We start from the raw sequence: 20,400 nt of genomic DNA, 5'->3' as shown, positions 1-20,400 counted from the left end.
AGCGCAGGCGGCATCGGCACCCAGATGGCGGGCCGACGTCAGCGGTGTTTTCCGACCTTTAACGGAGACAAGAATCATGATGCGACTGAACTACATCAAAGCCGCCCCGCGCGCTTACGAACACATGGCGGCACTGAGCGGCTACTTCCACGATTGCGGCCTTCCGGGCGGCTTGCTGGAACTCGTGTGGCTGCGCGCTTCGCAACTGAACGGCTGTGCGTTCTGCATCGATATGCACGTGGCCGACGCGCTCAAAGTCGGTATCGAAGCGCGCCGTTTGCATCTGCTCGACGCGTGGCGCGAAACCGAACTGTATTCACCGGCCGAGCGCGCAGCACTGGCGTGGACCGAAGCCGTGACCAACGTGCAGGACGGCCATGTGCCCGACGCTGTTTTCGCCGACCTGCGCGAGCACTTCGACGACAAGCAAATTGCAGATTTGACGTTCGCCATCGGCACCATCAACGCATGGAATCGTCTGGCGATCTCGTTCCGCTCGCCGCTGCCGAAGACACCGCAAGGCGTGCGCTAAGCGCGATGCCGTTGGCATTACTCCGCGATGCGCACCTCGCGCTGAAACTCGCGCGGCATGAGACGTAGCGCGTCGCGGAAAAACCGCCGGTCGGGCGGGGGCAGCATGGGCAGCACGCGCCCGAGCGATTGGGCCGCGTGCGTCGCCTGCGGCGAATCGCCATCCTGATGCAGCGCAAACCACAACATTTCGAACCACAAGTTGGCGAGCTGCAACGGCTCGAAGCGCACGCGTCCTTCCTCGTGATCGGCAAGTGTCGTCGCCACCACATCGGTCCACTTCGAAAAACCTTTGGCGCGTGAGAACGGTGCGCCGAACGGCTGCACGGCGTCGAGAAACGCGTCGACGGCGAGCGGCGTGCTCGCGCGCAGCGTTGCCAAATCGGGATCGCGCCGCACGGGCACCGCGCCGCGCGCGATGCGCAGCAAAAACACCGTATTCCACACCGAGTTGCCACCGACACCGAAGCGGTCGCAGATCCACTCGGACAGGCCAATCCAGCGCAATGCCTGGCGCTGCACATCGGCCACCGCAAGACGCCGTGCCGGATCGATCAACGAATCCTGCCAAAACAGCCACAACGACAAGCCGATGTTGGCGGCCACGTGCTGCGCCAGTTCGATGGAGTCGGCTTCGAAGGCGGCTTGCAGCGCGTCGGAAAAGGCGGCGAGGGCGTCGGCTGCCGATTGCGCACGCGCGGGTTGCGGGCCGGGCCGCGCCGCATGCGTTTTGTACAGCAAGGCCTGCAAATTGCGTGTTTCGAAGCGAATGCGCGGGTTGTAGACGAGACAGGGCGCGAGCGTGGCGTCGTCGCTAATGCGCTGCAAGTGCGCGAACGCACCGGCTTCATCGCGCAAGGCATACGCTTGCCACGCCTGCACGATCCAGTGCATCGCGCGCAATGTCGGTGACGAATGCTGCGTCGTGGCCTGCGTGCCGAACGTTTCCGCGAGCGCCGTGAGTGTGCGTTTTGCGCGCGCCACGTCGCCCATCCGCCGCCAAACGATGGTCTCAGCCAGCAAGGCGATGCCGCGCTGCACGTCGTCGACCGCGCAGACTTGCGCCGCATGAAACGACGGAATGGCCCCCGTGCGTTGCGTGCGCGAACGGGCTTGGAGCGCGGGTTCTGCGGGCGCGAAGAAGATGCCGTCCTGCATATCGCGCTTGCCCAGCGTGACGTGATGCCAGAACGCGATGTCCTGCATCACGTAGTCGAGTGCCGGGGTGTCGAGCGTGGACGGTGCGTCTAAGGCGAGTCCGAGGAACGTGGCGAGCGTGCGCTGCTCATCGCTGGGGGCGGCACCGCCTATCGTGACCACGATGCGCGCGAGTTCATCGGCGGCTAGCCAGAACGGCCCTTTGCCTCGTCCGCGCTTGGGTAACAGGCGCGCGTCGGCGTGCCGGTCGTCGCCCCATCCCGCTTGCACGCCCCAATCGCCGAAATCGGCAAACGCCCGGCTGACCAGCATGCGCAGGTCGCCCGCCTGCGCGAAACGCGACTTGAGCGCGGCAAGCGGCACGGGCGACGCTTCGTAGCGCGCCGCGTAATACAAGCGCATCAGCAGCCATAGGCTCTGATATCGCACCGGCTGGTCGTCAACCTGCTGAGGCGCGTCGAGACGAATGACGAGGGGCGGCGCGCCGCCGGGGGCGCTGACGGGTTCGATGACTGCGGCGTGCGTCGCGGATGACGGGGGAACGCGAGGATCTGGCATGGCGGCGTGCCGGAAAAATGTGCGCTAAGAGGCGGCAATAACCGGCATTGTGCGCCGGATTCGCGGCAATGATACGGCGGTTACATCGGTTACGGCAGTGTGTCTTTTCATGTGCCGAAACACCTCCTATCCTGCAAGCGCTTTCGGAAGCGAGCGCCCGGCCAGCGCTTATCGATATCCGCCTATGACATTCGTTCATGGCGTACGTCTACCCACTGACATCAGGACTCCAAAATGATGAATCTCTCTCGCTGGTGCACTCGGATCGCGGTCTTACGGATCGTCTGCGCATTGCTGTCTCCCGCCGGGTTCGTAGCGCCGGCAATTGCTGCCGATGCCGCCCCGGTCGCCCCAAAAATCGTAGAACGACCCGACTGGGGCAAGTACTTCGAGGCGGAAGGCGCCAAGGGCACGATCATCGTGCTCGACGAGCGCACGGGTGCTTATCAGGCCTACGACAGCATTCGCGCCAACCAACGCATGTCGCCCGCATCGACTTACAAGATTTTCAATAGCCTGTTGGCACTCGATTCGGGGGCACTCGACAACGAGCGCGAGATCATTCCTTGGGATGGCAAGCCGCGCCACTTCGCGCGCTGGAATGCTGCGATGAATTTGCGCGATGCGTTCCGGGTGTCGTGTCTGCCGTGCTATCAGGTCGTCTCGCACAAGATTCCCCGTCAATACGCGCAGGCCAAGCTCAACGAGGTCGGCTACGGCAACCACACGATCGGGCGTGCCGCCGATGCGTACTGGGTGGACGACAGCCTGCAAATTTCAGCGCGCGAACAGGTGGTGTTTCTGCAACGGCTTGCCCGTGGACAGTTGCCGTTCTCGGCACGCACGCAAGACATCGTGCGGCAGATCTCCATTGCCGAAGCGACCATGGACTACGTGATGCACGCCAAAACCGGCTGGTATGTGGACGGTAAGCACGACATCGGCTGGTGGGTTGGCTGGGTCGAGCGCGACGGCAAGATTACGACCGTGGCGATGAATATGGACATGCACAGCGACGACGATGCCCCCAAGCGTGCGCGCATTGCACGGGCAGTGATGAAGGATTTGAAGTTGATCTGAGGTTGTGTCACCGCTGCGGCGGCATCGGATTGACGTCGCGCTTTGATGTCGCGTGACATTACGTGATGGCGGGAGTTTGCCGGGAGGCCAGCTCCCGCCATCGTGAGATTGCCGAATTCAGGCGCTGGTTACAGCGTACGGCCGTGTTTGAGCGCCGACGCGATTTCCGTCACATGGCGGCCTTGTGTCTTGGCGATCTTCAACTCGTTAGCGCTGGGGTGGCGCGAGCCATCGGCGCCCGCGAGTGTGGTGGCGCCGTAGGGCGTGCCGCCCGTGATTTCCTGCATATTGGTGAGCCCCGGCTCGGAGTAAGGCACACCGACGATCACCATGCCTTGGTGCAACAGCGTCGTATGAAAACTCGTGATCGTGGTTTCCTGCCCGCCGTGTTGCGTGCCGGTACTCGCGAACACGCTCCCGACTTTGCCGATCAGCGCACCCTTGGCCCATAGGCCGCCGGTTTGATCGAGGAAGTTGCGCATCTGCGCGGTCATATTGCCGAAGCGCGTGGGGGTGCCGAAAATGATCGCGTCGTAATCGGCCAACTGCTCGACGCGCGCCACGGGCACGTGGGCGAACGCCGCGCGCGCTGCCTTGGCGCCGCTCTTCTCCAGGACTTCGTCGGGAACCAGTTCGGGGACTTGCATCAGGGTGACGTCGGCACCGGCGACGCTCTTCGCGCCTTCGACGACCGCTTCGGCCATCGTAAAAATGTGCCCGTACATGCTGTAGAACACCACCAGAATCTTGGCGTTGGCCATGAAATGCTCCTAAGGGGGTGAAGGGGCAAAGTGGCTTGCGTCACAACCGGCCGGCGATCGGCGGTGCGATGCGAGCCGTTTCATCATAGTCGACGCACATGACGATACGGTCGGCACGGTCCCGTGCCGGGGCAATTTGTCGCGGAGATTCGGGTGTTGGGTGCGGCGCGTCGAGGCTTGGCGCGGGAGCGGACCGGTTAGCGCAAGCGCGAACCGCTCAGCGCAGGCGCGAACCAATCAAGCAGCCCAGCGCGAGCGCGGCCATCAGTACCGCCACGCTGGCCGACAGTCCGCCTGCGAGGGCGAATCCAGTCGCAGCAAGACCGTGCGCCATCACGGCCGCCGGTACCAGCAGCACGGCAGTGACGACAGACCAGCGCATGACGTAACGCCACATGAAGCGGCTCACGATTTGCATGCGCGCGTCGAGTTGATGCCGCTGCCAGAACGACAGATCGGCTGCCGCGTGAAAAAGCCACAGCGGGCTGAAGTATTTGATGAACAAGTCCATGACGCCATACCGGAAACACAATGCCCGCAGGGGTGCGGGCATGGCGTCGAGGCATGGTGGGGTGAGAAGCTGGTGAGTCCTCACACGACAGTCAGGCGCTTTCGGGGGGAGTCGACGCAGGGCAATTGTAGCAGGTGCTCACTTACATTTCGCCCCAAAAAGCTGTCGCACGAGCAATAAGTGAATTCATTGGCGGCCAACGCGCGGGTTACGTCAGGTAACCACGCTTATCTCCAATGATGTCAGGGTTTGTCGCTGGGTTTGGAGGTCTTGGCCGCCTTGCTTGCCTTCGCTGCGAGGGCATGTGGCGTGTTGGCGGTAATTTGCTGAATCAACTCCCACACGGATTGCGCGGCGGGTGACAGCGTGCGGTTCTTCCGGCGCACCAGCATGATCGTGCGGTCGATCTGCGGCACGAGGGGCAGGGCGACCAGCTGCCCGCCGCTCTCAGGCAGGCCGGGCATGGCGGGCAAGGCCAGCGCCGGCATGATGCTGATGCCGATTCCGGCTTCGACCATGCGAAACACGGTAATCGCATGGCCGACTTCCTGCGCGACCTGGCAGTAGGCACCATGCTCGGCCAGCGCCCGGTCGATGAGCGGTCGGCTGCCGGAGGCATAGTCGAGCAGCACGAGCTTCTCGCCGTTCAAATCCTTCCACGTGACTTGCGACTGCTTGGCGAAGCGATGTGAGCGGTCGCATACCACGAGGAACGGCTCGACCATGATGGGCTCGCCCACGAGGTCGTCGGTCCCTTCCGAGGCGACGATTACGCCGAAGTCCACTTCGCCGTGCCGCACGCTGTCGGTGGCGAGCGTCTGCACCTGATCGCGCAACATCAAGGTGATGTCCGGATACCGGGCGGCGCAGGCCGAGATGCACTCGGGCATGAGGTTCGCCGAGATGGTGGGCGCGCTGGCCACACGCACGCGGCCGCGCCGCTCCTCCGCCAAGCCGTGGGTGTCACGCAACGCGCTCTCGAGTTCATCGAGCACCCGGGCGAGCGTGGCCGAGAGGCTAGCGCCCACTTCGGTGAGGGTGACCTCCCGCGTGGTGCGGTCTACCAGCTTGAGGCCGAGTTCTTGTTCCAACTCTCGAATACAGCGGCTCACGGCCGGTTGGGTCAGACCGATGTCCTCGCCGGCCCGGCTGAAGCTGCCGTGCTCGGCGACGGCGAGGAAGACCTTGAGTTGGCGCAGCGAGATATTCATGCGTTATTGGTATGAATAAATTTTTTAAATGAATTTGTATTTTAACTGTCGTTGCGCTTTAATACGTGAAAACCCGTATCGCGAGCGCACACTTCCGGTCACATTCGATCGCGCACCGATTGATTGTCGACGGCGCTGCCGGCCCCACGCCGCAGCGTGCTGTGTCTTGGCGTACGGGCTTTGTCTTTTGTAACTCTGCCGAGATTTCCTCGAGATCGACCCGAGATTGACGATGGCCCGACCGCGTTTCCTTCCCGACAACTTTACGTTGATGTTAGTGGCGACCGTAGCGCTCGCCAGCTTCCTGCCGGCGCACGGTGAGGGTGAAGTTGCCTTCAACCTGCTCACGAACGTCGCAATTGCTGCGCTGTTCTTCCTGCATGGCGCGAAACTCTCGCGTGAAGCGGTGTTGGCCGGTGCTACGCACTGGCGCCTGCACCTGCTCGTCTTTGCCAGCACGTTCGCGGTGTTCCCGCTCGTGGGTGTGGTGCTCAAGCCGGTGCTCTCTTGGGCGGTGACGCCTGAGTTGTATCTCGGCATTCTGTTTCTGTGCACCTTGCCTGCCACGGTCCAGTCGGCCATCGCCTTCACGTCGATCGCGCGCGGCAACGTGCCTGCCGCCGTCTGCAGCGCGTCGGCCTCCAGCCTGTTTGGCATCTTCATTACGCCGGTACTCGTGGGCCTGATCGTGGTGCATCACGACGGCAACACCGGGGCGTCGCCGTTCGATTCCATCGGCAACATCATGCTGCAACTGCTCGTGCCGTTCATTGCCGGCCAGTTGTCGCGCAAGGCGATTGGCGGCTGGGTCGAGCGCAATCGTGCGTTGCTCAAATTCGTCGACCAGGGCTCGATCCTGCTGGTGGTGTACACGGCGTTCAGCGAGGCGGTCAATACCGGCCTGTGGCATCAGATTCCGCCGCTGGCGTTGCTCGGCCTGCTGGGCTGCTGCGCGGTCATTCTGGCGGTGATGCTCGCCTTCACCACGTTTGCGGCGCGCTGGCTCGGGTTCTCGCGCGAAGACGAAATCACCATCGTCTTCTGCGGTTCGAAAAAGAGCCTGGCAAGCGGTATCCCGATGGCCAAGGTGTTGTTTGCCACCGGCCCGCTCGGCGCGATTGTGCTGCCGCTGATGTTGTTTCACCAGATGCAACTGATGGTCTGCGCGGTACTCGCGCAACGTTATGCGACCAAGCAGCGCGCCGCACAGGCGAAAGCCGGTAAGGCCGGAGTGGCCAAGGCCGCCAAGTCCGACGCTAGCGCAAACGCTGGCGCTGGCCGCTAAGCACGGCAGCGATCCTCACGTCGAAAACCGCGTCCCGCATCCCGTGCCATCAGGCGCGGCGCGGGGCTGCGCAGGCCGAGATATCGGGCCGCAAAGCCTCGCTGTCACACGTTGGTCGTGCGCAAGTGCTAGAATTGCGTCTGTTTCGCTTCTTAATGACCTCCCAGGTCCGGCGGCGCCCGACGCATCTGTCCTCTGACAGCCCCCTCCTGCGCCAGCCCTGAGCATGGCGCTCTGCGCCCCTTGAATCTTCGCGAGTGTGCTTTGATGCGGACCTTTTCCGCGTGGCGGCCCCCGTTTTTTTTAAAAGAGATGTCCCTTCACCATGGCTGATGTGAATGCTGTTCCTACCCCTGGCTTCGATAGCTTTGGGCTGCATGCGGACATCTTGCGGGCCATCGCCGAGCAGGGGTACACGAGTCCCACGCCGATCCAGGCGCAGGCGATTCCCGTGGTGCTTTCCGGCCGTGACGTGATGGGTGCTGCGCAAACGGGTACCGGCAAGACCGCCAGCTTCTCGCTGCCGATCATCCAGCGCCTGCTGCCCGACGCGAATACGAGTGCTTCCCCCGCCCGTCACCCGGTACGTGCCCTGATTCTCACGCCTACGCGTGAGCTCGCCGACCAAGTGGCCGAAAACGTGCGCCTGTATGCCTCGCACACGCCGCTGCGCAATACGGTCGTGTTCGGTGGCGTCGACATGAACCCGCAGAAGGACGCGCTGCGCCGCGGCGTCGAAATTCTGATCGCCACCCCGGGACGTCTGCTCGATCACGTCGAGCAAAAGACGGTCAATCTGGGGCAGGTCAAGATGCTGGTGCTCGACGAAGCCGACCGCATGCTGGACATGGGCTTCCTGCCCGATCTCCAGCGCATTCTGAATTTGCTGCCCAAGCAGCGCCAAACGCTGCTGTTCTCGGCAACGTTCTCCAACGAAATCAAAAAGCTCGCTTCGAGCTATCTCACCAACCCGCTGACCATCGAAGTGGCGCGTCGCAATGCGACGGCCGATACGGTCGAGCAAGTCGTCTATGAAGTGCCGGAAGACGACAAGCGCGCCGCTGTGGTGCAGATTCTCAACGAACGCGACCTCAAGCAGGTGATCGTGTTCGTGAACAGCAAGATCGGTGCAAGCCGTCTGGCGCGTCAGCTCGAGCGCGACGGCGTGGTGACGGCGGCCATTCACGGCGACAAGTCGCAGAACGAGCGCATGCAAGCGCTCGAAGCCTTCAAGCAAGGCGGCATTCAGGCGCTAGTGGCCACCGACGTGGCAGCACGTGGTCTGGATATCTCCGATCTGCCGGGCGTGATCAACTACGATTTGCCGTACAACCCGGAAGACTATGTTCACCGCATTGGCCGTACGGGCCGTGCCGGGGCGTCGGGTGAAGCCATCTCGTTGTGCGCACCGGACGAGCGCAAGCATCTCGTCGAAATCGAGAAGCTGATTAAGCGCGAACTCAAGCGCGGCGAACTGGTGCTGGAGCGCCGTAGCCGTTCGCGCGATGATCGTGATGGGCGCGGTGAGCGCAGCGAACGAACCGAGCGTTCGGACCGTAGCGAACGTGGTGAGCGCAGTGAGCGCCACACCCGTCACGAAGGTCTGCGCGCTGGTCGCAGCGGCGGCAGCCTGCCGGGTCAGCGCCGTGTTCGCCCGGAAGACGAGTTTTTCTACAAGCCGTACGAGCCGTCGCCGACGGCCGACAATGGCCAGCAAAACAACAAGGCTTCGCAAGACGCCAGTGCGCCGACTGCCTTCGGTGCGATGCCTGAGAAGGCCCCGAAACGCCAGGTGGCCGCATTGCTCGCGGGCTTTCCGCGTAAGGCGAGTAACTGAGGTGGTGCTTTCGGCCGATTAGCTTGTCTTGGCCGAACATAAAAAAGCCAGCGTGCTCACGCTGGCTTTTTTTATGGTGCGACCCGGTTTGAGATAGGTTGGCACTTTGGCCTGACGCTGGGCTGCTACGCCAGCTATGTCAGCCTGTCCGGTCCCGGTCAGTCGCCATGCTGCTCACGCCATGCCTGCGTTGCTGCCGCGAAGAAGTCTTCGCGATGTGTCGCTTGATGCAAGACGGCTGGCAAGCCGAGATGCATCGCGGCGTCTTTAAGCGCGCTAAGTACGGCGTCGTCGGAGTCGATGGCGAGCGGTGCTGCGCCATTCTGCTTGCTCAACTTCTCGCCATCGTCGGCCATGACCAGCGGAACATGTAGATAACGCGGCGTGGTGGCGTCAAGGCATTGCTGAAGGTAGATTTGCCGGGCCGTGGAATCGAGCAGGTCGGTGCCGCGCACGACATCGGTAATTCGCTGCGCTTCGTCATCGACGACCACCGCCAACTGATAGGCCCACTGCCCGTCCGCGCGCTTCAGGACGAAGTCGCCGACTTCGGTGGCGAGATCCTGCGATTGCGGGCCCATCCAGCGATCATCGAAACGCACGCAGGCGGCATCGCCGTCGGGGACACGCAGACGCCACGCACGCGCCGGTTTGCCATGCAGGCCATCACGGCAAGTGCCGGGGTAGGCCAGTGTGCTGTGACGGGCATGCACGCGCGTGAGCGAATCCGCGATCTCGCGGCGAGTACACCCGCAGGGATAGACCCGGCCGGCAGCGGTGAGCGACGCAAGCGCCGTTTCATACAACGCGTGCCGATGACTCTGCCAGACAACGGGTTCATCGCTGTGGAAGCCCAGCCGGGTGAGCGTCGTCAGAATGTCGTCGGCCGCGCCCGGCACGCAGCGCGGTTCGTCGAGATCTTCCATGCGCACGATCCAGACGCCGTCGTGCGCGCGTGCATCGAGCCAACTCGCCAGCGCCGTGACCAGCGAGCCGCGATGCAGCGGTCCGGTTGGCGACGGGGCGAACCGGCCGCGATATCGCTGCGAAAGGCGCGGTTCGACAGGTGTCGACGCCTCCGCGGCCTTCGCGTGTGCTTGATGCGCCGAGTCTTGCGACGAAGTCAGCGTCACCGGCGCGCCTCAGTTGACGACGGACGGCGAGGGGCTCTCGGCAGGGGCGGCCGACTGCGCCGCTTTGTCGCCGACGCAAGCGGGGCAATGTTCGCCCTCGACGTAGTCGGGGCTTTGTTGAGCTTCGGGGGTGACAACGGCGCGGCAAGCGAAGCATTGCTTGGTACCTGCCGGTGCGAGATCGGGCGTGAGTGCCGTGCGATAGTCGAACACGAAGCAATCGCCTTGATAGTGGGCGCCGCCGACATCTTCAAAGTACTTGAGAATGCCGCCGTCGAGCTGATAGGTATGTTCCAGCCCAATGTCGCGCATGTAGATGGCTGCCTTCTCGCAACGAATGCCGCCGGTGCAGAACGACACGATGGTTTTCCCTTCGAACTCTGCGCGATGCTCGGCGATGACGTCGGGAAACTCGGAGAACTTGGTTAGGCGGTAGTCGACGGCGTTGTCGAACGTGCCGACATCCACTTCGAAGTCATTGCGCGTATCGAGCATCACGACCGGACGGCCTTCGTCGTCGTGACCGGCATCGAGCCAGCGCTTGAGCGTAGCGGGTTCGACGCCGGGCGCGCGTCCGTCTGCCGGTTTGATGACCGGCATCTTCATCGTGATGATTTCCTTCTTGGCGCGCACCAGCATGCGGCGGAACGGCTGCGTCTCAGACAGGCTTTCCTTGACGATCAGGTCGGCAAAGCGCCCGTCGGCGCGCAACTGGGCGAGGAACGCGTCGATGGATTCGCGCGAGCCGGCCAGAAACAGATTGATGCCTTCCGGTGCGAGCAGGATGGTGCCCTTCAGGTCGAGCGTTTGGCAGTGTTCGAGGAGCGCGGGGCGCAGCGTCGCGATGTCGTCGAGCGAGACGAACTTGTACGCAGCGATGTTGACGATAGACATGGCAACGGGGTTTCGCAAAAAAGCGTGAAGCAATAAACCGCTATTATCGCTGATCTGGCCCGAAGGCACTTTGATTTCACCCCGTAAGTCGCCGAATCGGACAAACGCCCCTTGCCGGATAGCGCAAATTCCGACCGGCTGGCCGGTACGTTCCGAAAAGCACAGCCGAGGGGTTCGAACCGGGAGACGGCGCGCGAAATCCGGAGCCGCCGCGTTACAATACGGCCCATGTCAGAACCTCGTTTCGTCCACCTCCGCCTCCACTCCGAATACTCGATCGCCGATGGCATCGTGCGCCTTGACGACGTCGTCAAAGCCGCGGCCAAGGACGGGCAGGGCGCGCTCGCGCTCACCGATCTCGCGAACATGTTCGGTGCCATCCGTTTCTACAAAGAAGCCCGCGGCAAGGGCGTCAAGCCGATTGTCGGCTGCGACGCCTGGATCACGAATGCCGCCGATCGCGACAAGCCGTCACGATTGCTGCTGCTCGCGCGGAACAAGGAAGGCTATTTGAATCTGTGCCAGTTGCTCTCGAAAGCCTGGCTCGGGAATCAGTGGCGCGGACGCGCGGAAATCGACCCGTCGTGGCTTGAGGCCGACGGCCTGGCCAGTGGGCTATTGGCGATTTCCGGGGCGCAGATGGGCGACATCGGTGCCGCACTGACGGCGGGTAACCCCGATCTGGCCGCCCAGTGTGCTCAGCATTGGGCGAAGGTCTTCCCGGGCGCGTTCTATATCGAACTGCAACGCACCGGTCAGCCCGGTATGGAAGCCTACGTGCAGCACGCGGTGCAATTGGCGGCGAAGGTGGGGTTGCCGGTGGTGGCGACGCATCCGATCCAGTTCATGACGGCCGACGACTTCACCGCGCACGAAGCGCGCGTGTGTATCTCCGAGGGCGAAATTCTCGGCAATGCGCGCCGTGTGCGCCGCTTCACGCAGGATCAGAGTTTCCGCACGCAGGACGACATGATCGCCGCGTTCGAGGACGTGCCGTCTGCGATTGCCAATTCGGTCGAGATTGCCAAGCGTTGCAACCTGACGCTCGAACTCGGCAAGCCGAAGCTGCCGCTTTTCCCGACACCTGACGGCATGTCGCTCGACGACTATCTCGTGCATTTGTCGAAGGAAGGGCTGGAAGTGCGTCTGGGACAACTGTTCCCCGATGCGGCGGAGCGCGACGCGCAGCGCCCGGAGTACTACAAGCGGCTCGATTTCGAGACCGGCACGATTATCAAGATGGGCTTCCCTGGCTACTTCCTGATCGTGGCGGACTTTATTCAGTGGGCGAAGAACAACGGCGTGCCTGTTGGCCCGGGCCGGGGCTCGGGTGCCGGTTCGCTCGTCGCGTATGCACTGGGTATTACCGACCTCGACCCGCTGAAATACAACCTGCTGTTCGAGCGTTTCCTGAATCCAGAACGCGTCTCGATGCCTGACTTCGATATCGACTTCTGTCAGGACGGCCGCGACCGCGTGATTCAGTACGTGAAGGACAAGTACGGCGCCGACGCCGTGTCGCAGATCGCGACCTTTGGCTCGATGGCGGCCAAGGCGGCGGTGCGAGACGTCGGGCGCGTGCTCGATCTCGGCTACAACTTCGTCGACGGCGTGGCCAAGCTCATTCCGTTCAAGCCCGGCAAGCTCGTCACCCTCGACGACGCCATGAAGGAAGAGCCGCAACTGGCCGAGCGCTTCAACACGGAAGACGAGGTTAAGCAACTGCTCGAACTGGCCCAGCGTGTGGAAGGCCTCACGCGTAACGTGGGGATGCACGCCGGTGGTGTGCTGATCGCCCCGGGCAAGCTCACCGATTTTTGCCCGCTGTACACGCAAGGCGTTGGTGAGGATGCAAGCGGCGTCGTGAGCCAGTACGACAAGGACGACGTGGAAGCCGTCGGCCTCGTGAAGTTCGACTTCTTGGGGCTGACCACGCTCACGATCCTGAACTGGGCCGAGCGCTACATTAAGCGCTTGCACCCAGAGATGGCCGACTGGTCGCTCGAACAGGTGTCGCTGACCGACCCGGCAGCGTTCAGCATTCTCAAGAAAGCCAATACGGTGGCGGTGTTCCAGCTGGAAAGCCGGGGCATGCAGGGCATGTTGAAAGACGCCCAGCCCGACCGCTTCGAAGACATCATTGCACTCGTGGCGTTGTACCGCCCGGGGCCAATGGACCTGATTCCGAGCTTCTGCGCGCGTAAGCATGGCCGCGAGAAGGTCGAATACCCTGACCCGCGCGTTGAGCCGGTGCTCCAAGAGACCTACGGCATCATGGTCTATCAGGAGCAGGTGATGCAGATGGCGCAGATCATCGGTGGCTACTCGCTCGGTGGCGCCGACTTGCTGCGTCGCGCGATGGGTAAGAAGAAGGCCGAGGAAATGGCCATGCACCGTGGCTTGTTCCGCGAAGGTGCGGATAAGAACGGGCTGACCGCCGAGAAGGCCGACGAAATCTTCGACTTGATGGAGAAGTTCGCGGGCTACGGCTTCAACAAGTCGCACGCGGCCGCCTATGCGCTGCTCGCGTATTACACGGCTTGGCTCAAGGCGCACCACCCTGCCGAATTCATGGCGGCCAATATGAGCTTGGCCATGGACGATACGGACAAGGTCAAGATTCTGTACGAAGACTGCCTGACGAACGGACTGGCCGTCTTGCCGCCGGACGTGAACGCGTCCGCGTACCGTTTCGAACCGGCGGACTCGAAGACCGTGCGCTACGGTCTCGGCGCAATCAAGGGCAGCGGCCAATCGGCCATCGAAGAGATTTTGCGCGCGCGCGAAGAGCGGCCTTTTACCGATCTGTTCGACTTCTGCCAGCGCATTGACCGCCGCATGGTGAATCGCCGCACGATTGAAGCGCTGATTCGCGCCGGGGCGTTCGACACCATTCACGCCAACCGTGCGCAGTTGATGGCGTCGGTGCCGATGGCGATGGAAGCCGCCGAACAGGCGAGTGCTGCGGCCAATCAAGTTAGCTTGTTCGATCTCGGTGACGAAAGCCTGCAAGCGCCGCTCGAGTTGGCCGACGAGCCCGCATGGACAGACAAGCGCAAGCTTCAGGAAGAAAAGCAGGCGCTAGGTTTCTATCTGTCTGGCCACATGTTCGACTCCTACGCCGAAGAAGTGCGCCGCTTTGTGCGTACGCGCATTCGGGATCTGAGCGAAGGGCGCGACCGGCTCGTCGCGGGCGTGATCGCCAGCCTGCGCACGATGATGACCCAGCGCGGCAAGATGGTGATCGCACAACTCGACGACGGCACCGGCACGCTCGAAGTGACGATTTTCAACGAACAGTTCGAAGCGAATAAGCAACTCTTCAAAGAAGACGAACTGCTGATCGTGCACGGCAACGCGCGCCCCGACAGCTTCACCGGCGGGCTGCGTTTCACCACGGAAAGTCTCATGGACCTGGGGCGCGCCCGTGCCCGTTTTGCGCGCGCGCTCAAGCTGTCGTTCAACGGCAATGCCGACTGGACGCGTTTGCGCGCCACATTGCAACCGCATTGCACGATGTATCGCGTGACGGCAACGGCCGGTAGCGGCAACGGCGGTGGCGGGAACTTCGGTGGGGGTGGTTTCAACGGCGGCCACGGCGGAAATGGCGGCGGCGGGGGCGGCTTCGGCCGACGCAATGGCAACGGGAATGGCGACGACGACAAGCCGACGGGCCTGCCGGTGCACATTGTGTACCGCCGCCCCGATGCCGAGTGCGAGTCGCGCCTTGGCGACGACTGGAAGGTCCAGCCTGGCGACGAGTTGCTGGGCGAGCTGCGTCAGTGGCTCACGCCGGACTCGGTGCAGATCGTCTACTAACCGGCTTGTCCCATTAGCCTGAACAACAAGGAATTTCCGGATGTTTTCGATCATCGTTCCGACGTGGAACAACCTCGCGTTGCTGCAACTTTGCGTGCGCAGCATTCGCCAGAACTCAGCTATGCCGCATCAGATCATCGTGCACGTGAACGATGGGTCGGACGGGTCGTTGGACTGGGTGCGTGCCGAGGGGCTCGACCACACGGCGTCGCCGGATAACATCGGGATTTGCTACGCCGTGAATCAAGCGGCGGCGCTCGCGCGCGAGAAGTACATCGTCTATCTGAACGACGACATGTATTGCTGCCCGGGCTGGGATACGGCGCTCATCGAACGTGCTGATGCGATGCCGGACAAGGCGTTCATGCTCTCGGGCACGATGATCGAGCCGGTCGATACGGGCAATCCGTGTGTGCTGGTGCAAGACTTCGGGCGCGAAGTCGACACCTTCGATGAAGCGGCACTGCTCGCGACGGCACCGACCTATCAGAAGGCGGATTGGTTCGGTTCGACATGGCCGCCGACGCTCGTGCATCGCGATTGGTGGTTCCTTGTCGGTGGCTACAGCACCGAGTTGAGCCCCGGTATGAGCAGCGACAACGATTTCTCGATGAAGATGTGGGCGGCGGGCTGCCGCAAGTTCATCGGCGTTGGTGCGAGCCTGGTTTACCACTTCCAGTGCAAGAGCACCGGCAAGGTCGTGAAGAACGATGGCCGCACGCAGTTCCTGCGCAAGTGGGGGATGACGCAGAAGATTTTCGACCGCTACTATCTGCGTCGCGGCACGGTCTTGCCTGCGGGTAGCGACGGCCGTCTGGCAGAACCTGTCGAAGACGGCAACCTGCGCTGGCAGATGCTGCGCTCACGTATCAAGCGAGCGCTTGCAAAGTGACGTTTGGCGGCCTGCCCGAGAATTTGTCGTTGCTGTGTGCCGCACTGTCGCGATAGTCATGAGGGCCTTGGTCAACAAAAAAGGACGCTTCGTAGCGTCCTTTTTTCGTTTTTGCTGGCACCCAACTCAATTCTCGCCGCGCCTCAACAACGCGTACTTCAAGAAAGCACTTCGTGCATTCATGCGCGCAATCGCCACGCCGGTTGAGCCATCCAGAAAACCGCGCCGCAGCACGTAGGTGCGCACGAAGGCCCATCCGCCATTAATCCAAGGCTTAAGTGCAGACACTTGCTTGCCGCGCAATGCCATTTCTTTGGCACCCGCCTTCGCGTAGCGCTGCACCTTGTCTTCGACCTGCCGCGCTTCGGTATAGCTGTAGTGGAGCAGATGGTGCGACAGCGTGCCGAGTTCTCCGTCCACGATCACGCGTTCGTGCACGAGATTGTCGGAGAAACGTCCGGCTTCGCGGCGGAAGAGCCGCAGCACGTAGTCCGGATACCACCCGCAATGGCGCACCCAATGACCGAGGAACTGCGACAGTCGCGGCATGCGATAGCCCGCATAGCGGTTAGCTGAAATCGCCGCAGCGATGTCGCTGGCCAGTTCGGGTGTCACGCGTTCGTCGGCATCGAGCGACAGCACCCAAGGCTGCGTCGCGAACGACAAGGCGCGGTTCTTCTGCGGCCCGAAGCCGGGCCAATCGGGCGTGACGTGTACCTCGGCACCCGCCGCGCGCGCGATATCTGCCGTGCCATCCGTACTGGCGTTATCCACCACGACGATTTGCGATGCCAACCCGCTCACCGACGCAATGCAGTCGGCGATGTTGTGCCGTTCGTTGCGGGTGAGAATCGTCACGGTCAACGGCAGGCGTTGCGACGCCGATGTCGTTGGCTGACTCGATAAACCCGGCGTGGTCGAATGGGCTTCAGTCATGAGGTTTCAGGGATAGACGGATTCGGACGATCTAACGTACTAACGATCTCACGTTCAGGCGTTCATCAACTCGACCAGCGCTTCACCGTAGCGCTCGATTTTCGCTTCACCCAGGCCGGTGATATCCACTAGTCCGTCGCGATGACGCGGGCGGCGCTGCGCGAGTTCACGCAATGTCCGGTCGTGAAGAATAACGTACGCCGGCACCTGCTGCGTTTTTGCCATGTCCTGACGCCAGGCGCGCAGCTTGTCGAAAAGCTGTTGATCTGCCGGATCCAGCTCGATGGCGGGCGACGCGTAGCCTGCAAAGCGGCTTTTCTTGCTGGCGACAGCGCGTTGACGGCGCAACGACAACGTTGTCTCGCCCTTGAGCACCGGGCGTGCCGCGGCATTGAGGATCAAGGCGCCGTACTGGCTGCTGTCCGGCTCGATCAGGCCATGGGCGATCAACTGACGGAATACAGCGCGCCAGCCCTGATCGTCCAGTTCGCCGCCGACGCCGAACGTCGGCAGGCTTTCATGCCCGAACTGGCGAATCTTGTCCGTGCTGCGCCCGCGCAGCAAGTCGACCAAATGCCCGGCCCCGAAACGCTGGCCCGTGCGAAGAATGGCCGACAGCGCCTTCTGCGCGGCAATCGTGCCGTCGAAGACTTCCGGCGGGTTCAGGCAAACGTCGCAATTGCCGCAAGGCTCGCTCGTCTCGCCGAAGTACGACAGCAGCACCGTACGGCGGCAACGCGGTGCTTCGCAATAACCGAGCAGCGCGTCCAGCTTCTGACGTTCGATGCGCTTTTGCAGATCCGGCGCGTTCGATTCGTCGATGCGGCTGCGGTGAACCACCACGTCGTTCAACCCGTAGGTCATCCAGGCTTCGGCCGGCTCGCCGTCACGGCCCGCACGGCCGGTTTCCTGATAATAGGCTTCGAGACTCTTGGGCAAATCCAGATGGGCGACAAAGCGCACGTCCGGCTTGTCGATACCCATGCCGAACGCGACGGTGGCGGCCATCACCAAGCCCTCTTCGCGCAGAAACCGCTGCTGGTGGGTGCGGCGCACGTCGGCGTCGAGCCCGGCGTGATAGGGCAGGGCTGGAATGCCTTGCGTCTCGAGCCACGCGGCGGTTTCTTCCACTTTCTTGCGCGACAGGCAGTACACAATGCCAGCCTCGCCGCGATGCCGCCCTAAAAACGCCAGCAACTGCTTGCGCGGGTTATCGCGGTCGACAATTTCGTAGCGGATATTGGGCCGGTCGAAGCTCGATACGAACAGATGCGCCTCGGTGAGGCCGAGCCGCGTCTGGATTTCTTCGCGGGTGGCCGCGTCGGCCGTGGCCGTGAGCGCAATGCGTGGCACGCTCGGATACCGCTCGTGGAGCGCCGAGAGTTGAATGTACTCAGGCCGGAAGTCGTGGCCCCACTGCGACACGCAGTGCGCTTCGTCAATCGCGAAGAGCGCCAGTTGCCCGCGTTCGTCGAGTCGGTCGAGGAGATCGAGAAAGCGGTCCGTCAGCAGCCGTTCCGGCGCGACGTAGAGTAGATCGAGTTCGCCACGGGCCGCTCGCCGCTCGGTGTCGATGGCCTCGTCGAAGCTAAGACTGGAATTGAGATAGGCGGCGCGCACCCCGGCTTGCAAGAGCGCGTCGACCTGATCTTGCATGAGCGCGATGAGCGGGGAGACCACGATGCCGAGCCCGGGGCGCAGCAGGGCGGGGATCTGGTAACACAGCGATTTGCCGCCGCCCGTGGGCATGAGCACGAGCGCATCGCCCCCGCCGGCGACATGGTCGACGATCGCGGCTTGATCGCCACGGAATGCGTTATAGCCGAATACGGTACGGAGAACTTCGAGTGCGCTTGCCATGGGCGGCAGTATACCGGTTCCCATTCCCGGCAGGCGCGCTCAAGGGCGGGAACGAGCGGCATTCCGATGAATTTTCCGGATGCGTCCGGTGCCGCGTCAGACGAGTCCCGGCGGGACAGGCCGGTACGTTAGAATAGCGGTTTTTCCGCCGTTCCCCGACTACATGAGCGCACCGCATAAGCCCTCCGGACCGATACTCCGACGTCTGCTGGGCTATCTCCAGCCTTACTGGCACATGGGTTTGCTGGCCGTGCTCGCCATGGCCATGGTCGCGGCGACCGAGGCCGCCATCCCGGCCGTGCTCAAGCCGGTGCTCGACAAGGGCTTCTCGGGCGGCGATCCGTGGAAACTTTGGTACGTGCCCGCCGCCGTCATTGGGCTGGCCGTCATCCGGGGTCTTGCGCAGTACGCGGCCAACTACATGCTCTCTTGGGTTTCGAACCGCGTGCTGCTCGATTTGCGCGTGCGCATGTTCGAGCGCTTGCTGCATGCGCCTGCCGCTTACTTCCAGCGCGAAACCACCAGCACGCTGATCAACGCCATCGTCTTCGAGGTCAATCAGGTGCTCGGTGTGCTGACCACCGTGCTGATCACGCTCGTGCGCGACTCGCTGACCGTGATCGGTTTGCTCGGCTATCTCTTCTATCTGAACTGGCGCCTCACGCTGGTCGTGGCGATCATTCTGCCGCTCATCGGCTGGCTGGTCGGGAAGATCAACCGCCGCCTGCGCCGCCTGAACCGCGAGCAGCAAACGCTGACCAACGCGCTGTCCTACGTGGTGGAAGAGGCGGTCGGCGGCTACAAGGTCGTGAAGATCCATAACGGCGAGGCGTACGAAAAATCGCGCTTCGACAAGATGACCAGCACGCTGCGCGGCTATGCCATGCGCGTGACCGTCTCGGGTGGCCTGGCGCAGCCGGTGACACAAGCGTTGGCCTCGCTGGCATTGGCCATCGTGATTACCGTGGCAATGATCGAATCGTCGTCGGGCGAGATGACGGTCGGTGGTTTCACGGCGTTCGTCACGGCGCTGCTGCTGGTGGTCTCGCCGCTCAAGCATCTGATGGACGTGAACCAGCCGCTGCAACGCGGTATGACCGCCGCCGAACTCATCTTCGAAGTGATGGATGTCGAAACGGAACCGAGCGGCGGTACGCGCACGCTGGAGCGCGCGCAGGGCCGTGTGACGTTCGATCACGTGAGCTTCCACTACGGCGCGAGCGATCGTCCGACGCTGGACAATATTTCGCTCGATGTCGCGCCCGGCGAGATGGTTGCGCTGGTCGGCCCGTCGGGCAGCGGCAAGACGACGATGGTCAATCTGGTGCCGCGCTTCTTCGATCCGACGGGCGGCCGTATTTTGCTCGACGACATTCCGCTCAGCGACCTTCGCTTGGCCGATCTGCGCCGTCAAATTGCGTTCGTGAGTCAAGACGTGGTGCTCTTTAACGACACCATCGCCGCCAACGTGGCCTACGGTCAGGAAATCGATGCGGCACGCGTCGATGCGGCGCTCAAGGCGGCCAATCTGACTGACGCCGTCGCGGCAATGCCCGATGGCGTGCAGACGCTCGTGGGCGATAACGGCATGCGCTTGTCGGGCGGTCAGCGTCAACGCTTGGCCATTGCACGCGCGATCTACAAGGACGCCCCGATCCTGATTCTGGACGAGGCGACCTCGGCGCTCGACTCCGAGTCGGAACGCCACGTGCAAGCGGCGCTCGAAGTGTTGATGGAAGGCCGCACCACGCTGGTGATTGCGCACCGCCTGTCGACCATCGAGCGCGCCGATCGTATCGTCGTGCTCGAGCATGGCCGCATCGTGGAGCAAGGCTCGCACCAGGCCTTGCTGGCGCATAATGGCCTCTACGCGCACTTGCACCGCATTCAATACGCGCAGGAAGTGGCTTGATCTCGGGGCGAATTTCAGGGGA

General features: G+C 62.7%; 15 protein-coding genes. 7 read left to right on the top strand and 8 right to left on the bottom strand.

Annotated elements, in window-relative coordinates:
• Nucleotides 1-76: 76 nt before the first annotated feature.
• Nucleotides 77-532, top strand: coding sequence for a carboxymuconolactone decarboxylase family protein (locus PPN31114_RS16065; protein ID WP_150680542.1), 456 nt, complete (start codon nucleotides 77-79; stop codon nucleotides 530-532).
• Between the two features lie 17 nt (nucleotides 533-549).
• On the opposite strand, the gene PPN31114_RS16060 is transcribed toward PPN31114_RS16065, so the two are convergent.
• Nucleotides 550-2,247, bottom strand: coding sequence for a hypothetical protein (locus PPN31114_RS16060; protein WP_150680541.1), 1,698 nt, complete (start codon nucleotides 2,245-2,247; stop codon nucleotides 550-552).
• Nucleotides 2,248-2,481: 234 nt separating this feature from the next.
• On the opposite strand from PPN31114_RS16060, the gene blaOXA reads away from it, so the two are divergent.
• Nucleotides 2,482-3,327 carry a class D beta-lactamase gene (gene blaOXA / locus PPN31114_RS16055; RefSeq protein ID WP_150680540.1) on the top strand — a complete coding sequence of 282 codons (846 nt, stop codon included), beginning with the start codon at nucleotides 2,482-2,484 and terminating at the stop codon, nucleotides 3,325-3,327.
• A 128-nt stretch (nucleotides 3,328-3,455) separates the two neighbouring features.
• Here the strand turns inward: blaOXA and wrbA are convergent, their stop codons facing one another.
• The 3 genes from wrbA to PPN31114_RS16040 all read right to left on the bottom strand — a co-directional run bounded on the left by wrbA (nucleotide 3,456) and on the right by PPN31114_RS16040 (nucleotide 5,810).
• Nucleotides 3,456-4,088, bottom strand: a complete 633-nt coding sequence (gene wrbA / locus PPN31114_RS16050) for an NAD(P)H:quinone oxidoreductase (RefSeq protein ID WP_150680539.1) — start codon at nucleotides 4,086-4,088, stop codon at nucleotides 3,456-3,458.
• Between the two features lie 217 nt (nucleotides 4,089-4,305).
• The gene (locus PPN31114_RS16045; RefSeq protein ID WP_150680538.1) at nucleotides 4,306-4,599 is read right to left on the bottom strand and encodes a hypothetical protein; all 294 of its coding nucleotides are present in this window, start codon (nucleotides 4,597-4,599) and stop codon (nucleotides 4,306-4,308) included.
• 242 nt (nucleotides 4,600-4,841) lie between these two features.
• Nucleotides 4,842-5,810, bottom strand: coding sequence for a LysR family transcriptional regulator (locus PPN31114_RS16040; protein WP_150680537.1), 969 nt, complete (start codon nucleotides 5,808-5,810; stop codon nucleotides 4,842-4,844).
• Between the two features lie 232 nt (nucleotides 5,811-6,042).
• Between PPN31114_RS16040 and PPN31114_RS16035 the strand changes: the two genes are divergently transcribed.
• On the top strand, nucleotides 6,043-7,095 hold the full coding sequence (locus PPN31114_RS16035) for a bile acid:sodium symporter family protein (protein ID WP_150680536.1): 1,053 nt from the start codon (nucleotides 6,043-6,045) through the stop codon (nucleotides 7,093-7,095).
• Between the two features lie 325 nt (nucleotides 7,096-7,420).
• Complete coding sequence (locus PPN31114_RS16030) at nucleotides 7,421-8,932, top strand: DEAD/DEAH box helicase (RefSeq protein ID WP_150680535.1); 1,512 nt, start codon at nucleotides 7,421-7,423, stop codon at nucleotides 8,930-8,932.
• Between the two features lie 158 nt (nucleotides 8,933-9,090).
• Here the strand turns inward: PPN31114_RS16030 and gluQRS are convergent, their stop codons facing one another.
• A complete protein-coding gene (gluQRS, locus tag PPN31114_RS16025; protein WP_281350983.1) occupies nucleotides 9,091-10,065 on the bottom strand; it encodes a tRNA glutamyl-Q(34) synthetase GluQRS in 975 nt (324 codons plus the stop codon).
• A 9-nt stretch (nucleotides 10,066-10,074) separates the two neighbouring features.
• Nucleotides 10,075-10,959, bottom strand: a complete 885-nt coding sequence (locus PPN31114_RS16020; RefSeq protein WP_150680534.1) for a sulfurtransferase — start codon at nucleotides 10,957-10,959, stop codon at nucleotides 10,075-10,077.
• Between the two features lie 219 nt (nucleotides 10,960-11,178).
• Between PPN31114_RS16020 and dnaE the strand changes: the two genes are divergently transcribed.
• Both dnaE and PPN31114_RS16010 read left to right on the top strand, forming a co-directional pair.
• Nucleotides 11,179-14,778, top strand: coding sequence for a DNA polymerase III subunit alpha (gene dnaE / locus PPN31114_RS16015; protein ID WP_150681087.1), 3,600 nt, complete (start codon nucleotides 11,179-11,181; stop codon nucleotides 14,776-14,778).
• A 40-nt stretch (nucleotides 14,779-14,818) separates the two neighbouring features.
• On the top strand, nucleotides 14,819-15,670 hold the full coding sequence (locus PPN31114_RS16010) for a glycosyltransferase family 2 protein (protein ID WP_150680533.1): 852 nt from the start codon (nucleotides 14,819-14,821) through the stop codon (nucleotides 15,668-15,670).
• Nucleotides 15,671-15,796: 126 nt separating this feature from the next.
• On the opposite strand, the gene PPN31114_RS16005 is transcribed toward PPN31114_RS16010, so the two are convergent.
• Entirely contained in the window at nucleotides 15,797-16,606 is an 810-nt protein-coding gene (locus tag PPN31114_RS16005; RefSeq protein ID WP_370865888.1) for a glycosyltransferase family 2 protein, read from the bottom strand.
• 54 nt (nucleotides 16,607-16,660) lie between these two features.
• Nucleotides 16,661-18,466, bottom strand: a complete 1,806-nt coding sequence (recQ, locus tag PPN31114_RS16000) for a DNA helicase RecQ (protein WP_150680532.1) — start codon at nucleotides 18,464-18,466, stop codon at nucleotides 16,661-16,663.
• 163 nt (nucleotides 18,467-18,629) lie between these two features.
• On the opposite strand from recQ, the gene msbA reads away from it, so the two are divergent.
• Nucleotides 18,630-20,378, top strand: coding sequence for a lipid A export permease/ATP-binding protein MsbA (gene msbA, locus PPN31114_RS15995; protein ID WP_150680531.1), 1,749 nt, complete (start codon nucleotides 18,630-18,632; stop codon nucleotides 20,376-20,378).
• The last annotated feature ends 22 nt before the right edge of the window (nucleotides 20,379-20,400 follow it).

It is taken from the genome of Pandoraea pneumonica, from assembly GCF_902459645.1.
In the GTDB taxonomy this organism is placed as follows: Bacteria; Pseudomonadota; Gammaproteobacteria; order Burkholderiales; family Burkholderiaceae; genus Pandoraea; species Pandoraea pneumonica.
This window is presented reverse-complemented; position numbering and strand designations above follow the sequence as displayed.

Coding starts and splice junctions, on each gene's coding strand:
- PPN31114_RS16065 (WP_150680542.1), top strand. CDS start 77: ATGATGCGACTGAACTACATCAAAGCCGCCCCGCGCGCTTACGAACAC.
- PPN31114_RS16060 (WP_150680541.1), bottom strand. CDS start 2,247: ATGCCAGATCCTCGCGTTCCCCCGTCATCCGCGACGCACGCCGCAGTC.
- blaOXA (WP_150680540.1), top strand. CDS start 2,482: ATGATGAATCTCTCTCGCTGGTGCACTCGGATCGCGGTCTTACGGATC.
- wrbA (WP_150680539.1), bottom strand. CDS start 4,088: ATGGCCAACGCCAAGATTCTGGTGGTGTTCTACAGCATGTACGGGCAC.
- PPN31114_RS16045 (WP_150680538.1), bottom strand. CDS start 4,599: ATGGACTTGTTCATCAAATACTTCAGCCCGCTGTGGCTTTTTCACGCG.
- PPN31114_RS16040 (WP_150680537.1), bottom strand. CDS start 5,810: ATGAATATCTCGCTGCGCCAACTCAAGGTCTTCCTCGCCGTCGCCGAG.
- PPN31114_RS16035 (WP_150680536.1), top strand. CDS start 6,043: ATGGCCCGACCGCGTTTCCTTCCCGACAACTTTACGTTGATGTTAGTG.
- PPN31114_RS16030 (WP_150680535.1), top strand. CDS start 7,421: ATGGCTGATGTGAATGCTGTTCCTACCCCTGGCTTCGATAGCTTTGGG.
- PPN31114_RS16020 (WP_150680534.1), bottom strand. CDS start 10,959: ATGTCTATCGTCAACATCGCTGCGTACAAGTTCGTCTCGCTCGACGAC.
- PPN31114_RS16010 (WP_150680533.1), top strand. CDS start 14,819: ATGTTTTCGATCATCGTTCCGACGTGGAACAACCTCGCGTTGCTGCAA.
- PPN31114_RS16005 (WP_370865888.1), bottom strand. CDS start 16,606: ATGACTGAAGCCCATTCGACCACGCCGGGTTTATCGAGTCAGCCAACG.
- recQ (WP_150680532.1), bottom strand. CDS start 18,466: ATGGCAAGCGCACTCGAAGTTCTCCGTACCGTATTCGGCTATAACGCA.
- msbA (WP_150680531.1), top strand. CDS start 18,630: ATGAGCGCACCGCATAAGCCCTCCGGACCGATACTCCGACGTCTGCTG.